The organism is Roseateles asaccharophilus (assembly GCF_004362405.1).
Taxonomy (GTDB): domain Bacteria; phylum Pseudomonadota; class Gammaproteobacteria; order Burkholderiales; family Burkholderiaceae_C; genus Kinneretia; species Kinneretia asaccharophila.
Genome location: NZ_SNXE01000005.1, coordinates 114,544 through 128,234, shown reverse-complemented (window position 1 = coordinate 128,234; position 13,691 = coordinate 114,544). Strand labels below are relative to the sequence as shown.

Here is a 13,691-nt window from a genome sequence, read left to right as displayed (position 1 = left end):
CCCGATTGTAGGAGGGCCGCCTATTCCCCGTCGGCCGCGTTCTTGAGTGCCAGGGCGCGTTGGTAGAGGCTGTTGCGCGGCGCGCCGCTGAGCTCGGCCGCCAAGGCCACGGCCTGCTTGAGCGGCAGCTCGCGCAGCAGCACGGCCAGGGTGCGCTCGGCCTCGGGCGGCAGCTCGCTGGCCTCGGCCGCGCTGGGGGCGGCGGCGTGCAGCACCAGCACGAACTCACCGCGCTCGCGCTGGGCATCGGCCGCCAGCCAGGCGGGCAGCTCGGCGGCCGGGGCGCTGTGCACGGTCTCGAACTGCTTGGTCAGTTCGCGGCAGACCGTCACCCGCTGGGCGGGGCAGAGTTCGGCCAGCAGCTCGATCAGGGCCGCGATGCGATGCGGCGCCTCGAAGAAGATCTGGCTGCGCGCGGCTCCCACCAGGGCCTGCAGGGCGCCGCGGCGCTCCGCCGCCTTGGCGGGCAGAAAGCCGATGAAGTCAAAGCCCTGGGCCTGGGCGTCGCCCGCCACGCTCAGCGCCGTCACCGCGCTGCTGGCGCCGGGAATGGGCAGCACGCGCAGGCCGGCCGCGGCCACGGCCGCCACCAGCACCGCGCCGGGGTCGGAGACGGCCGGGGTGCCGGCGTCCGAGACATAGGCGATGCGCTCGCCGGCCTGCAGGCGCGCGATCAGGGCGGCACTGGCTTCATGCTCGTTGTGCTGATGCAGGGCGATCAAGGGCTTGTGCAAGCCCAGATGGCGCAGCAGGCCGCCGCTGACCCGGGTGTCCTCGCAGGCCACGGCATCCACCAGGGCCAGCACATGGGCGGCGCGAAAGCTGATATCGGCCAGATTGCCGATGGGCGTGGCCACCACATAGAGCGTGGAAGCGGGATACTGCTGACCGCCGGCCGCAGCCGCGGCCGCCTGCTGGAGCAGGGAGGCATCGATGTTCAAGTGGGGCTCCAACAAGGGTCGCTCGGAAATCGGCCAGGCCGCGGAAGACCGCGCCCTGCAGCATCTGCAGGGCCAAGGCCTGATTCTGCTGGCGCGCAATTATCGGGTGGCCCGAGGCCCCAGCGCGCGGGCCGGCGAGGTGGACCTGATCATGCGCGACCCGCGCGACGCCACCCTGGTGTTTGTGGAGGTGCGCGCGCGTCGCGACGGCAGCCATGGAGGCGCCGCCGCCAGCGTCACGCCAGGCAAGCAACGCCGCATCATCTACGCGGCTCGTCACTACCTGATGCGCTGGCCCAGCCCGCCGCCCTGCCGCTTCGATGTGGTGGCGCTGGAGGGCGAGCACATCGAATGGTTGATTGCCGCCTTCGAGGCTCAGGGTTGACCCTGGCTTATGATCGCGCCCGATGCTTGAACAACGCATACAGACCCAATTTTTCGAAAGCGCGGACCTGCTCTACCAGGTGGCCGAGAGCCTCTCGCGCCCCCTGTCCACGGCGGCCCAGATGCTGGTCGACGGCATCACGGGCGGTGGCCGCGTGCTGTGTGCCGGCTTTGGCCGCTCCGAGCTGGACGCACGCTATATGGCCGCCCTGCTCAACGGCGGCTTCGAGCAGGAACGACCGGCACTGGCCGCATGGCCGCTGGACTCCCTGAGCGCCCCGATGCGTCAAGTTCAGGCCCTGGGTCATCCGGGCGATCTGCTGATGCTCTTCGAGGCCGGCAGTGCCAGCCGCGAAGAGCATGGCGCCCTGCTCGATGCCGCCCATGCACAGGAGATGAGCGTGATCCTGATCACCGGCAGCCAGGACGAGGCGCTGCGCGGCCTGCTGCTTGACACCGATGTGCAGATCCGCGTGCCGCACAGCCGCTTCGCCCGAGTCGCAGAGGCCCAGCGCCTGCTGATCCACTGCCTTTGCGATGCGGTTGATTTGCAGCTGCTGGGCAGCGGTGAATGAGCTGCCTCCCGAACCCCAAGCCCCGACTCCCGGAGAACGAATGACCGCCCCCACCGTCTCGAAGACCCGCCTCGTCCTGCTGGCCAGCGCCCTGGCCGCCGCCGCACTGAGCAGCGCCTGCGCCCCCCTGGTGGTGGGCGGCGCCATGGTGGGCACGGCACTGATGGCCACGGATCGCCGCACCTCGGGCATGCAGGTGGAAGACCAGGGCATTGAACTCAAGGCCGCCAGCCGTCTGCGCGAACAACTGGGCGACCGCGTCAACGTCAACGTCAACAGCTACAACCGCATCGTGCTGATCAGCGGCGAAGCCCCCACCGAGGCCGACCGTGCCGCGGCGGAACGCCTGGTGGCCCAGGTCGAGAACGTCAACCGCGTGATCAACGAGGTGAGCGTGGGCTTCAAGAGCTCGCTGTCCAGCCGCTCCAATGACGTGCTGATCGCGACCAAAGTCAAGGCCAGCCTGGTGGACGCGCGCGATCTGATTTCCAACGCCTTTTACGTGGTGGTGGAGCGCGGAATCGTCTACATCATGGGCCGGGTCACCGAGCGCGAGATCCATCGGGCCACCGAGATCGCCCGCGGCGTGGCCGGCGTGCAAAAGGTGGTGCGCGCGGTGGAGATCATCAGTGAGGAAGAGCTGGCGCGTATTACCCCGAAACCGCCCGCAAACAAGTAATTGGCTACTGGCCTTCCCCAGCGGAGCCCGAGGATCCGGCTTTGCCGGGCCTGCGGGCTCGCCCCCTTGAGGGGGCGGAGCCCGGACACAAACAGTCCCTGCGGACTCTTTGTGCCTGGCGACGGCCAAGGCCTCTGGCCTTGGCGCGCGAAGCGCGCAGGGGGTGGGCCTACTTCAGCCGCTTGATCAGGCTGGAGGTGTCCCAGCGGCCACCGCCCATGGACTGCACATCGCCGTAGAACTGGTCCACCAGGGCCGTGACCGGCAGCTTGGCGCCGTTGCGGCGCGCCTCATCCAGCACCAGGCCCAGGTCCTTGCGCATCCAGTCCACGGCAAAGCCGAAATTGAACTGCTCGTCCACCATGGTCTTGCCGCGGTTGTCCATCTGCCAGCTCTGGGCCGCGCCCTTGCCGATAACGTCCAGCACCTGCTTCATGTCCAGGCCCGCCTTCTGACCGAAGGCCACCGCCTCCGACAGGCCCTGCACCAGGCCCGCGATGCAGATCTGGTTCACCATCTTGGCCAGCTGACCCGCGCCCGACGCACCCACCAGGGTGACGGCCTTGGCGAATGCCAGGGCCACGGGCTTGATGGACTCGAAAACCGGCGCCTCGCCGCCGCACATCACGGTCAGCGCGCCATTGACCGCCCCGGCCTGGCCGCCCGAGACAGGTGCGTCGATGAAGTGCAGACCACGCTTCAGGGCTTCGGCGTGCAGCTCGCGCGCCACCTCGGCCGAGGCCGTGGTGTGGTCCACGAAGACCGCGCCCGGCTTCATGCCGGCAAAGGCGCCATACTCCCCGAGCACCACGCTGCGCAGATCGTCGTCATTGCCCACGCAGGCGAACACGATATCGGCCCCGGCTGCCACCGTGGCCGGCGTCGCGGCACTGGCGCCACCGTATTCCTTCACCCAGGCCTCGGCCTTGGCCGGGGTGCGGTTGTAGACCGTCACCTGATGACCGGCGCGGGCCAGATGACCGGCCATGGGATAACCCATGACCCCCAGGCCCAGGAAGGCCACTTTGCGTGGCGGGATGGCGTCGTAGCTGCGAGGGGTGGGAGCGTTCATGGCTCCCGACTTTAGACGATCGTCAGGTGCTCCGTGCCCGAGGACAGATCGCCGCTGCGGGCGCGTTCGCTGTTGAGCTTGATCTGCAGGCGCAGATCATTGATGGAGTCGGCATTGCGCAAGGCGTCCTCATAGCCGACCTTGCCCATCTCATAGAGGTCAAAGAGGGCCTGATCAAAGGTCTGCATGCCCTGCTCGCGCGAGCGCTTCATGACCTCCTTGATCTCGCCCACCTCGCCCTTGAAGATCAGGTCCGACACCAGGGGGGTGTTGAGAAGGATCTCCACCGCGGCGATGCGACCCTTGCCGCTCTGACGCGGCAGCAGACGCTGGCTGACCAGGGCTCGCAGATTGAGCGAGAGGTCCATCAGCAGCTGGCTGCGACGCTCCTCGGGGAAGAAGTTGATGATGCGGTCCAAGGCCTGGTTGGCGCTGTTGGCATGCAGGGTGGCCATGCACAGATGGCCGGTTTCGGCAAAGGCCACCGCATGCTCCATGGTCTCGCGATCGCGGATCTCGCCCATCAGGATCACATCCGGCGCCTGGCGCAGGGTGTTCTTCAGGGCGGACTCCCAGCTGTCGGTGTCTATGCCCACTTCGCGCTGGGTCACGATGCAGTTCTTGTGCGGATGCACGAACTCGATCGGGTCCTCGATGGTGATGATGTGACCGTGGGTGGTCTCGTTGCGGTGGTCGATCATGGCCGCCAGCGTGGTGCTCTTGCCCGAGCCGGTGGCTCCCACCACGATCACCAGGCCGCGCTTGGCCTGCACCACATCGCTGAGTATGGGTGGCAGATCCAGGGCCGCGATGCTGGGCAGTGTGGCCGGAATGGTACGCAGCACCAGACCCACCTGACCCTGCTGCAAAAAGGCATTGGCGCGAAAGCGCCCGACGCCAGCCGGCGAGATCGCGAAATTGCACTCCTTGCTGCGCTCGAACTCCGCGGCCTGCTTGTCGTTCATGATGGAACGCGCCAGCTGCAGGGTGTGGCTGCCGGTCAGGGGCTGGGGCGACACCTTGGTCACCTTGCCGTCCACCTTGATGGCAGGCGGGAAGTCGGCCGTGAGGAAGAGGTCGGAGCCGCGGCGCGAGACCATCAGGCGCAGCAGGTCGTTGATGAATTTGGATGCTTGATCGCGTTCCATGATCGTCCTGCGGTGATGCAGTTCGCGGGGGAAGTTCTGCCGTCACTCACTTGGCTACGCCAAATGAGTGACGTCAAATTTCCCGGGCTAGCCCGGGAAATTTTCCGGGAACTTGGCTTTGGCGCGGGCTTCGGCGGGGGAGATGATGTTGCGGCGCACCAGATCGGTGAGGTTCTGGTCCAGGGTCTGCATGCCCTGGCCGTTGCCGGTCTGGATGGCCGAGTACATCTGAGCCACCTTGTTCTCGCGGATTAGGTTGCGGATGGCCGAGGTGCCCAGCATGATCTCGTGCGCCGCCACACGGCCGCTGCCGTCCTTGAGCTTGCACAGGCTCTGCGAGATCACCGCCACCAGGGACTCCGACACCATGGCGCGCACCATCTCCTTCTCGGCCGCCGGGAACACGTCCACGATGCGGTCCACGGTCTTGGCGGCGCTGGATGTGTGCAGGGTACCGAAGACCAGGTGACCCGTCTCGGCCGCGGTCAGGGCCAGGCGTATGGTTTCCAGGTCGCGCATTTCACCCACCAGCACCGCATCCGGGTCCTCGCGCAGGGCGGAGCGCAAAGCGTTGGAGAAGCTCAGCGTGTGCGGCCCCACCTCGCGCTGGTTCACCAGGCTCTTCTTGGACTCGTGCACGAACTCGATCGGGTCCTCGATGGTGAGGATGTGGCCGTACTCGTTCTCGTTGAGATGGTTGATCATGGCCGCCAGCGTGGTGGACTTGCCCGAGCCCGTGGGCCCGGTCACCAGCACCAGACCCCGCGGCTTGAGCGCCAGCTCGGCGAAGACCTTGGGGGCGTTGAGCTGCTCCAGGGTCAGGATCTTGGACGGGATGGTCCGGAACACCGCGCCGGCACCGCGGTTCTGGTTGAAGGCATTGACGCGAAAGCGCGCCAAACCCTGGATCTCGAAGGAGAAGTCGCACTCCAAGGTCTCTTCATAGGCCTTGCGCTGCGAGTCGTTCATGATGTCGTACACCATATCGTGCACATGCCGGTGTTCCAGCGGCTCGACATTGATGCGACGCACATCCCCGTGCACCCGGATCATGGGAGGCAGCCCGGCGGAGAGGTGAAGGTCGGAGGCCTTGTTCTTGACCGAGAATGCCAGGAGTTGGGTGATATCCATGTGACTGAGGAATAGCTTGGGCCATTATGGCGACGATCTCTGAGAACTTACAACAGCTGCACCAGCGCCTCACATCTGCTTGCAAGGCAGCGAATCGCCCCGTGCAAAGCGTCACGCTGCTGGCGGTGAGCAAGACCTTTGCGGCCGCCGCGGTGCGCGAGGCCCACGCCGCCGGCGAGCGACGCTTCGGCGAGAACTATGTGCAGGAAGGGCTGGACAAGATCGAGCAGCTCGCCGATCTGCGCAGCCAGCTGGAGTGGCATCTGATCGGCCCGCTGCAGAGCAACAAGACCCGGGCCGTGGCCGAGGCCTTCGACTGGGTGCACAGCGTGGACCGGCTCAAGATCGCACAGCGCCTGGCCGAGCAGCGTCCGGCCTGGCTGCCGCCGCTGCAGGTCTGCCTGCAGGTCAATATCAGCGGCGAGTCCAGCAAGAGCGGCTGCAGCGTGGCCGAGCTGCCCGCGCTGGCCCGCGCCGTGGCCGCCCTGCCCCGCCTGAAGCTGCGCGGCCTGATGGCCATTCCCGAGCCGGCGGCCGATTTCGAGGCCCAGCGCCAGCCCCACCGCGCCCTGGCGCGGCTGATGGCCGAGCTCAACAGCACGCAAGACCTGGCCCTGGACACCCTGTCCATGGGCATGAGCGCCGACCTGGAGGCCGCCATCGCCGAGGGAGCCACCCTGGTGCGTGTGGGCACGGCCATATTCGGAGGGCGCTAAGCTGCGCGGGTGGCTGAAGACAAAGCCCGCACATGATGCATGCACCATGCGCAAGACCCGCTCCCGCCTTCTCTCACTGACCCTGCTGCTGGCCGCCGGCGGCGGCCTGCATGCGGCCCCTCTGGTGGAGGACAGCCTGGCCCAGCGTGCCCAGGCCTGCACGCCCTGCCATGGCAAAGAGGGCCGGGCCGCGCCAGACGGCTACCACCCGCGCCTGGCCGGCAAGCCCCAGGGCTATCTCTACAAGCAGCTGCTGAACTTCCGCGACGGACGGCGTGATTACGGCCTGATGAGCGAGCTGATCGCGCCGCTCTCCGACGCCTATCTGAACGAGCTGGCCGGCTACTTCGCCGGCCTGGAGCTGCCCTACCCCCCGCCTCAGCCCCCCACCCTGGAGCCCGCCCTGCTGGCCCGGGGCGAAACCCTGGTGCGCCAGGGCGATGCGGCCCGCGGCATCCCGGCCTGCGCCGCCTGCCATGGCGCGCGCCTCACCGGAGCCGCTCCCTTCATGCCGGGCCTGCTGGGCCTGCCGCGTGACTACCTGAACGGCCAGCTGGGCGCCTGGCGCAGCGGCCAGCGCCGCGCGACAGCGCCCGACTGCATGGCCGAGATTGCGCGCCGCCTGCGCCCCGAGGAGATCAACGCCCTCTCCCAGTGGCTGGCCGCCCAGCCTCCGCCGGCTTCACCCAAGCCCGAGGCCCGGATGCCGCAGCCACTGCCACTCAAGTGCGGGGGCCTGTCTTGAGGAGGCTCAGGCCCCAGGCCTGGCGTCTGGCCGCCCTGCTGGTCGGCCTGAGCCTGGTGATCCTGCCGCTGGCCCTGCTGAGCCTGGGGGGCTGGTTCGGGCTCACCGGCCCGGCGTCCCCTACCGCAGCGCCGCGTCCGACACCAACCCCGGACCAGCTCGCTCGCGGCGCCTACCTGGCGCAGGCCGGCAACTGCATGGGCTGCCACACGGCTCGCGGTGACGCGCCCTATGCTGGCGGACGGCCCATCCCCACGCCCTTCGGCACGGTCTTTTCGCCCAATCTCACTCCCGACCCCGCCACCGGCCTGGGCCATTGGTCCGCCGAGGACTTCTGGCGTGCCCTGCACCAGGGCCGCGGCCGCGATGGCCGGCTGCTCAACCCCGCCTTCCCCTACGACAACTACACCCTCATCCGTCGCGAGGACAGCGACGCGCTCTATGACTATCTGCGTAGCCTGGCACCCGTGGCACGCGCCAAGCCGCCCGATGAGCTGCGCTTTCCCTACAACACCCAGGCGGCCCTGGCCGTCTGGCGGGCGCTCTTCTTTCGCCCCGGCGTCTATGCGCCTGACCCGAACCGCGACGCGGTCTGGAATCGCGGCGCCTACCTGGTTCAGGGACTGGGGCATTGCAGCGCCTGTCACGGCAGCCGCAATGCCTTGGGCGGCCACGGCGGCCCGACGGACTTTCGTGGTGATCTGCTCCAGGGCCTGGGTTGGTATGCACCCTCGCTGCAAGACCCGGCCGAGGCGGGCGTGGCCCATTGGTCGCCGCCCGAGCTCAAGGCCTGGTTGCGCGACGGGCGCAATGCCCATGCCAGCGCCCTCGGCCCCATGGCCGAGGTGGTGCTGGGCAGTACGCAACACTTGAGTGAACCCGACCTGGACGCCATGGCCCGCTATCTGCGCAACCTGCCGCAGCGGGAGCACTCCCAGCGCGCCCGGCCAAGGCCTGAAACCGGGCTGCGGGAGCAAGGCGCCAAACTCTACGAACAGCACTGCGCGGCCTGCCATGGCCAGCGGGGCGAGGGCGTCCCAGGCATCTATCCGGCACTGGCCGGCAACCGCAGCGTCGCCCAGGGCGAGGGCGTGAACCTGCTGCGTGTCATGCTGCGCGGCGCCTTCGCACCCGCCACCACCGGCAACCCGCGCCCCTTCGGCATGCCGCCCTTCGCTGGCGTGCTCAGCGATCAGGAGCTCGCTGCCGTCGCCAGCCATGTGCGCAACAGCTGGGGCAACACGGCGGGTGATCTTCGCGCGGTCGATGTGATCCGGCTCAAGTAGCCCGTACCCTAGGCCGAAGTAGCAAGACCTGACCCCTTCTCGACGATGGGCGTTTGAGCCCCCTCGGATAAACCCTAGGTCACCCCCTTCGTCCGCGATCTTTTTCACGCGCTTTCACCGAGCTTACGGCGCCCCCCTCAATCGCGGTGTTTTCGGACCGATAGTGCTGACACGTTCCGTAACGCGGAACCCAGACATCACCGAACCGATCAAACCGAGGGATCCCCGATGAAGCTCTTGTCGCAGATGCGCATCAGCCACCGTTTGACCATCAGCTATGTGCTGCTGGCCGTGCTGCTGATTGTGGTCGGCGCTTTTGGCGCGCAGAATGCCAGCCGCTTGGCCCAGGACCTGGACAGCACCGCCAACACCAGCTTGGTGAAGATTGCCGCCGCCAATGCGCTGGAAGGCAATGTGAACGTGATCGCCCGCGCGTCCCGCGACCTGATCCTGCTGGACGAGGCCCGCCAGATCAAGCGCCAGAACGCCGCCATGGATGAGGCGATTGCCGACACCGAGAAGCAGCTCGCCAGCCTGGGCGCCGGCGCCGACGGCAAGGAAAAGGAACTGATCGCCCAGGTTCGCGAGACGGAGGTCAAGTTTCTGGCGGCCGTGGCCAAGTTCCGCAAGATCGCCGAGGCCGGCAATCCCGACGAGTCGCGCGAAAGCCTGATCACCGACGTGCGCCCGGCCCAGCAGGCCTACCAAGCCAGCCTCAAGGGCCTGGTGGATCTGCAGTTCAGCAATGCCCGCGATCTGGCCGTGTCCGGCGGCGAGTTGGCCCGCAATGCCATCGTGATCACGGCCCTGCTGGTGGTCGTGGCCGTCGTGATCGGCGTGGGCGGCGGCTTCACCATCGCCCGCTCCATCGTGCTGCCCGCCCGTAAGGCACAGGCCGCGGCCCAAGCAATCGCTGCCGGCGATCTGACTCAGCGTATCGAGGTCGAGGGCAAGTGCGAGCTGTCGCAGATGCTGAGCGCCATGCGCGATATGCAGGTGGCCCTGTCGGGCGTGGTGCAGAGCGTGAGCTCGGCCGCCGGCGAGGTGGCCCACAACTCCGGCCTGATCGCCGGCAGCAACCAGGACCTGTCGGACCGTACCGCGCGCTCGGCCGCCAGCCTGCAGAACACCGCCTCCTCGGTGGAACAGATCGCATCCAACCTGACCGGCGCCAGCCAGCTCACTCGCAAGGCCGCCGGCATCGCCAGCAAGGCCCGCCAATCGGCCTCGGCCGGTGGCGCCGTGGTGACCGAGGTGGTCAACACCATGGAAGCGATCAGCCAGAGCTCCAAGAAGATCGGCGACATCATCGGCGTGATCGATGGCATCGCCTTCCAGACCAATATCCTGGCACTGAATGCCGCGGTGGAAGCCGCCCGTGCCGGCGAGCATGGCAAGGGCTTCGCCGTGGTGGCCTCCGAGGTGCGCGCCCTGGCCTCGCGCAGTGCCCAGGCCGCCAAGGAGATCAAGGTGCTGATCCAGGAATCCTCGGTCAAGGTCGAGGCCGGCACCGCCCTGGTCAACAACGCGGGCGCCACCATCCGTTCGGTGGTGGACGAGGTCAACAACATGGGTCAGCTGATCGAGGAAATCTCGCACTCGGCCCAGGAACAAGCTGCTGGCGTGGGCGTGGTCAACACCGCCATGAACGAGCTTGATCGCACCACGCAGCAGAACACCACCCTGGTGGACGAACTCAGCCGCTCCACCGACGAGCTCAAGGAAAGCTCCACCCGCCTGCTGGATGCAATCGGATTCTTCCGCGCAGCCCCGCAGCGCGCCTGAAACCCACTCCCCCCGTACAACGACATCAAGACGAGGTCCCCATGAAGCCGTCCCTCCGCCCCCTGTTCCAGATCCTGGCCGCCAGCGCCCTGATGCTGAGCCTGGCCGCCCAGGCCGCCGCCCCCAAGGTCATCAAGAAGGTGCCGCCGGAGTTTCCGCGTGAAGCCGCTCAGCAGTCCATCAGCTCCGGCGTGGTCAAGGCCAAGCTGAGCATCGATGCCGACGGCAAGGTGACCGAGGTTGCCATCGTGGAGGCCGAGCCGCGCCGTGTCTTCGACAAGGCCGTGACCCGCGCCCTGATGGACTGGCGCTTCGAGGCCAGCGGCGAGAAGCAGACGCACGAGGTCAAGCTGGTCTTCCGCAACGAGGACTGAGCAAAGCCGGACGCAGCGCCGCGCCCTGACAAGCCCGCCTTACGGCGGGCTTTCTTTTTGATCTGCCAGTCACTCGCCACTCGGTGTTTGTGCCACAAGCCTGCCTTCGGCTAGCCAGTCTTGAGTCGCGTCGCGTATGCTCGCTATGCGCACAACACCATCCCAAGCAGCCAAGTGCGCCGGACAGCTTGTTGCCGCCCTTCCCCGGGCGGCTTACATCAGGGAGTGTCTAGATGCGAAACAATGGCCCCGTGAGCCAGCGCGAGTTCCCCTTTCCGCGCGGCGAAACCTTGGTGTCCACCACCGACCTTCAAGGTCGAATCCTCTACTGCAATAGCGCGTTTGTGAGCGTCAGTGGCTACCAACGCGAGGAGTTGATGGGGCAGCCCCACAACATGATCCGGCATCCCGACATGCCGGCCGAGGCCTTCCGAGACATGTGGGAAACCATCCAGGCCGGCTTGCCATGGTCGGCCCTGGTGAAGAACCGCCGCAAAGACGGCGACCACTACTGGGTGCAAGCCAATGTCACGCCCCTGCTGGACGAGCAGGGCCGGCCCAACGGCTTTATGTCGGTGCGCACCGAGCCGGAGCGTGAAGATGTGGAGCGTGCCGAGCGGCTCTACACCCGCATGCGCGATCAAGGACCGCAGGGGACTCTGCGCCTGCGTCAGGGCCAGTTGATCGACCGCTCCCTCATCGGACGCCTGCGCGAACTGTTGCGACTCAGCTTGGGCGCACGCATGAACCTGGTGGTGCTGCTGTCCGGGCTCAGCGGCCTGTATCTGGGCCATAAACTGGCTAACGGCGGTGGCTGGGCCACCACCGGCGGTGTTGTCCTGGTGGCACTGCTGACCTTGCTGGGCGGCTGGTACCTGCGCCGCGCGGCAATCGCGCCGATCGAGAGTCTGGTGAACTTTGCCAACCGCATTGCCGCGGGCGATCTGACGCAGCACATCAAGAACACCCGGCGCGATGAGATCGGGCGTGTCATCACCGCCCTCGCCCAACTCAATGTCAACCTGATGTCCATCGTGCGCGACGCCCGCATCGGCGTGATGCAGGTACGCCAAGGTTCGCAGGCCATATCGGCCGGCAACCAGGACCTCTCAGGCCGAACCGAGAGCCAGGCCAGCAGCCTCCAGGAGACGGCATCCTCGATGGAGCAGATCACCTCCACCGTGCATGCCAGCACCGAGATGGCGGCCAATGCCGCGAGCCAGGCCGATGCCGCGCGTGAGGTCAGCCAACGCAGCGCCGCGGCCGTGGCGGCCGTGGCGACCACCATGGAAAACATCAGCCGGGCCTCGGCTCGCATTGCCGACATCATTCAGGTTGTGGACTCCATCGCCTTCCAGACCAATATCCTGGCGCTGAACGCCGCCGTGGAGGCGGCGCGGGCGGGCGAACAGGGCCGCGGCTTCGCGGTCGTTGCCGCCGAGGTGCGCACCTTGGCCCAGCGCACCTCCGAGGCCGCCAAGGAAGTGCGCGGACTGATTCAGGCCTCCAGCGAACGCGTGGCCGAGGGTGATGCGCAGGTCCAGAGTGCTCGCCACGCCATGGGCGAGGTGCAGCACGCCGTGGAAGATGTGTGCGGCCTGATTCAGCGCATCAGCCAGGGCATGCATGAACAGATGCAGGGCATGGACCAGATCAATGCGGCCGTGTCCGAACTGGACAGCCTGACCCAGCAGAATGCCGCTCTGGTCGAGGAGGTCTCGGCCGCTGCCATGGGACTGAACGAAAAAGCCCAAGAGGTGGCGGACTCCGTGGGCGTATTCCGGCTGCTGGGTCAGGCCGCCGATGCCCTGCCCGATGCCGTGGCCCTGCGCCGAGCCGCCAAAGCAGCGCGCGCCTGAAACCCAAGTCTGGTCCCTGCTGCCCAAGGACGCACCACCGGCAGTTTCAACTCAAGCAGCCCATGTGACAGCGCCCGCCGTTTCGGTTTGACCGACACGGCGGGCGCGGGCTCAACACCAGCGCGAGCGGGCGCTCAGAGGCCGAGGCTTACTGCTCCACGAAGGCGCGTTCGATCACAAAGTGGCCGGGGGTCTGGGTCGATCCCTCGACGAAGCCCCGGGTCTCCAGCATGGTCTTGAGATCCTTGAGCATGCCAGGGCTGCCGCAGATCATCACGCGGTCATTGGCCACGTCCAGCTTGGGCAGACCCAGATCCGCCTCGATCTTGCCCTGCTCCAGCAGGTCGGTGATCCGGCCCTGGTTGCGGAAGGGCTCGCGGGTCACGGTGGGGTAGTACAGCAGCTGCTTGCTGACGAACTCGCCTAGGAACTCGTCCTGCGGCAGCTCCTTCGAGATCAGGTCCTGATAGGCCAGCTCGGCCACCTCGCGGCAGCCATGCACCAGGATGACCTTCTCGAAGCGCTCGTAGGTCGCCGGATCACGGATCACACTCAGGAAGGGCGCCAGACCCGTGCCCGTGGCGAGCAGCCACAGATTCTTGCCCGGGTTCAGGTAGTCGATGAGCAGGGTGCCGGTTGGCTTGCGGCCGATCAGCAGCTTGTCGCCGGGCTGCAGATGCTGCAGGCGCGAGGTCAGCGGACCGTCGGGCACCTTGATGCTGAAGAACTCCAGATGCTCTTCATGGTTGGCACTGGCCACGCTGTAGGCACGCAGCAGGGGCTTGCCGTCCACCTTGAGGCCCAGCATCGTGAAATGCCCGTTCTGGAAACGGAAGGCGGTGTCGCGGGTGGTGGTGAAGCTAAACAGCCGGTCGGTCCAGTGACGGACGCTCAGCACCTGTTCTTCGTTGAAAGCACTCATGAGCGGGGCTTAAGTAATAACCCACGATTTTAACGAGCGCTTGTGCAACGCAGCAAATACCGGCTACTTATATC

The 13,691-nt window shown here is 67.0% G+C and carries 14 protein-coding genes; 9 read left to right on the top strand and 5 right to left on the bottom strand.

Features of this window, described 5'->3' with window-relative positions; all coding sequences use genetic code 11:
• Nucleotides 1–20: 20 nt before the first annotated feature.
• Nucleotides 21–941 (bottom strand): 16S rRNA (cytidine(1402)-2'-O)-methyltransferase, encoded by a 921-nt coding sequence (gene rsmI, locus DFR39_RS12455; protein ID WP_211343862.1) that lies wholly within the window; start codon nt 939–941, stop codon nt 21–23.
• Here rsmI and DFR39_RS12450 point away from each other — a divergent pair.
• From DFR39_RS12450 to DFR39_RS12440, 3 genes are read left to right on the top strand one after another with little or no spacing between them, the layout of a single operon-like run.
• Nucleotides 934–1,326 (top strand): YraN family protein, encoded by a 393-nt coding sequence (locus DFR39_RS12450; protein WP_133603900.1) that lies wholly within the window; start codon nt 934–936, stop codon nt 1,324–1,326. The genes rsmI and DFR39_RS12450 overlap by 8 nt on opposite strands.
• 22 nt (nt 1,327–1,348) lie before the next feature.
• The gene (locus tag DFR39_RS12445; protein ID WP_133603899.1) at nt 1,349–1,900 is read left to right on the top strand and encodes an SIS domain-containing protein; all 552 of its coding nucleotides are present in this window, start codon (nt 1,349–1,351) and stop codon (nt 1,898–1,900) included.
• Between the two features lie 40 nt (nt 1,901–1,940).
• Entirely contained in the window at nt 1,941–2,579 is a 639-nt protein-coding gene (locus DFR39_RS12440) for a BON domain-containing protein (protein WP_133603898.1), read from the top strand.
• Nucleotides 2,580–2,748: 169 nt separating this feature from the next.
• Here DFR39_RS12440 and DFR39_RS12435 read toward each other — a convergent pair whose 3' ends face one another.
• The 3 genes from DFR39_RS12435 to DFR39_RS12425 all read right to left on the bottom strand — a co-directional run bounded on the left by DFR39_RS12435 (nt 2,749) and on the right by DFR39_RS12425 (nt 5,930).
• A complete protein-coding gene (locus DFR39_RS12435) occupies nt 2,749–3,651 on the bottom strand; it encodes an NAD(P)-dependent oxidoreductase (protein WP_133603897.1) in 903 nt (300 codons plus the stop codon).
• A gap of 11 nt (nt 3,652–3,662) precedes the next feature.
• Entirely contained in the window at nt 3,663–4,799 is a 1,137-nt protein-coding gene (locus DFR39_RS12430) for a PilT/PilU family type 4a pilus ATPase (protein WP_133603896.1), read from the bottom strand.
• An 87-nt stretch (nt 4,800–4,886) separates the two neighbouring features.
• On the bottom strand, nt 4,887–5,930 hold the full coding sequence (locus DFR39_RS12425) for a type IV pilus twitching motility protein PilT (protein ID WP_133603895.1): 1,044 nt from the start codon (nt 5,928–5,930) through the stop codon (nt 4,887–4,889).
• A gap of 26 nt (nt 5,931–5,956) precedes the next feature.
• Here DFR39_RS12425 and DFR39_RS12420 point away from each other — a divergent pair, with 26 nt between their 5' ends.
• The 6 genes from DFR39_RS12420 to DFR39_RS12395 all read left to right on the top strand — a co-directional run bounded on the left by DFR39_RS12420 (nt 5,957) and on the right by DFR39_RS12395 (nt 12,695).
• Nucleotides 5,957–6,646, top strand: a complete 690-nt coding sequence (locus tag DFR39_RS12420) for a YggS family pyridoxal phosphate-dependent enzyme (protein ID WP_133603894.1) — start codon at nt 5,957–5,959, stop codon at nt 6,644–6,646.
• Nucleotides 6,647–6,692: 46 nt separating this feature from the next.
• Nucleotides 6,693–7,391 carry a c-type cytochrome gene (locus tag DFR39_RS12415; RefSeq protein ID WP_133603893.1) on the top strand — a complete coding sequence of 233 codons (699 nt, stop codon included), beginning with the start codon at nt 6,693–6,695 and terminating at the stop codon, nt 7,389–7,391.
• On the top strand, nt 7,388–8,677 hold the full coding sequence (locus tag DFR39_RS12410) for a c-type cytochrome (protein ID WP_246030814.1): 1,290 nt from the start codon (nt 7,388–7,390) through the stop codon (nt 8,675–8,677). The genes DFR39_RS12415 and DFR39_RS12410 overlap by 4 nt, the downstream gene beginning before the upstream one ends.
• Before the next feature lie 228 nt (nt 8,678–8,905).
• Nucleotides 8,906–10,462, top strand: coding sequence for a methyl-accepting chemotaxis protein (locus tag DFR39_RS12405; protein ID WP_133603891.1), 1,557 nt, complete (start codon nt 8,906–8,908; stop codon nt 10,460–10,462).
• Between the two features lie 41 nt (nt 10,463–10,503).
• The gene (locus tag DFR39_RS12400) at nt 10,504–10,836 is read left to right on the top strand and encodes an energy transducer TonB (RefSeq protein WP_133603890.1); all 333 of its coding nucleotides are present in this window, start codon (nt 10,504–10,506) and stop codon (nt 10,834–10,836) included.
• Between the two features lie 233 nt (nt 10,837–11,069).
• Complete coding sequence (locus DFR39_RS12395; protein ID WP_133603889.1) at nt 11,070–12,695, top strand: methyl-accepting chemotaxis protein; 1,626 nt, start codon at nt 11,070–11,072, stop codon at nt 12,693–12,695.
• Between the two features lie 148 nt (nt 12,696–12,843).
• Here DFR39_RS12395 and DFR39_RS12390 read toward each other — a convergent pair whose 3' ends face one another.
• Nucleotides 12,844–13,617 (bottom strand): ferredoxin--NADP reductase, encoded by a 774-nt coding sequence (locus DFR39_RS12390; protein WP_133603888.1) that lies wholly within the window; start codon nt 13,615–13,617, stop codon nt 12,844–12,846.
• Between the last annotated feature and the right edge of the window lie 74 nt (nt 13,618–13,691).

Excerpts from the sequence above, each read along its gene's own strand:
- DFR39_RS12450 (WP_133603900.1), top strand. The coding sequence starts at position 934 with ATGTTCAAGTGGGGCTCCAACAAGGGTCGCTCGGAAATCGGCCAGGCC.
- DFR39_RS12445 (WP_133603899.1), top strand. The coding sequence starts at position 1,349 with ATGCTTGAACAACGCATACAGACCCAATTTTTCGAAAGCGCGGACCTG.
- DFR39_RS12440 (WP_133603898.1), top strand. The coding sequence starts at position 1,941 with ATGACCGCCCCCACCGTCTCGAAGACCCGCCTCGTCCTGCTGGCCAGC.
- DFR39_RS12435 (WP_133603897.1), bottom strand. The coding sequence starts at position 3,651 with ATGAACGCTCCCACCCCTCGCAGCTACGACGCCATCCCGCCACGCAAA.
- DFR39_RS12430 (WP_133603896.1), bottom strand. The coding sequence starts at position 4,799 with ATGGAACGCGATCAAGCATCCAAATTCATCAACGACCTGCTGCGCCTG.
- DFR39_RS12425 (WP_133603895.1), bottom strand. The coding sequence starts at position 5,930 with ATGGATATCACCCAACTCCTGGCATTCTCGGTCAAGAACAAGGCCTCC.
- DFR39_RS12420 (WP_133603894.1), top strand. The coding sequence starts at position 5,957 with ATGGCGACGATCTCTGAGAACTTACAACAGCTGCACCAGCGCCTCACA.
- DFR39_RS12415 (WP_133603893.1), top strand. The coding sequence starts at position 6,693 with ATGCGCAAGACCCGCTCCCGCCTTCTCTCACTGACCCTGCTGCTGGCC.
- DFR39_RS12405 (WP_133603891.1), top strand. The coding sequence starts at position 8,906 with ATGAAGCTCTTGTCGCAGATGCGCATCAGCCACCGTTTGACCATCAGC.
- DFR39_RS12400 (WP_133603890.1), top strand. The coding sequence starts at position 10,504 with ATGAAGCCGTCCCTCCGCCCCCTGTTCCAGATCCTGGCCGCCAGCGCC.
- DFR39_RS12395 (WP_133603889.1), top strand. The coding sequence starts at position 11,070 with ATGCGAAACAATGGCCCCGTGAGCCAGCGCGAGTTCCCCTTTCCGCGC.
- DFR39_RS12390 (WP_133603888.1), bottom strand. The coding sequence starts at position 13,617 with ATGAGTGCTTTCAACGAAGAACAGGTGCTGAGCGTCCGTCACTGGACC.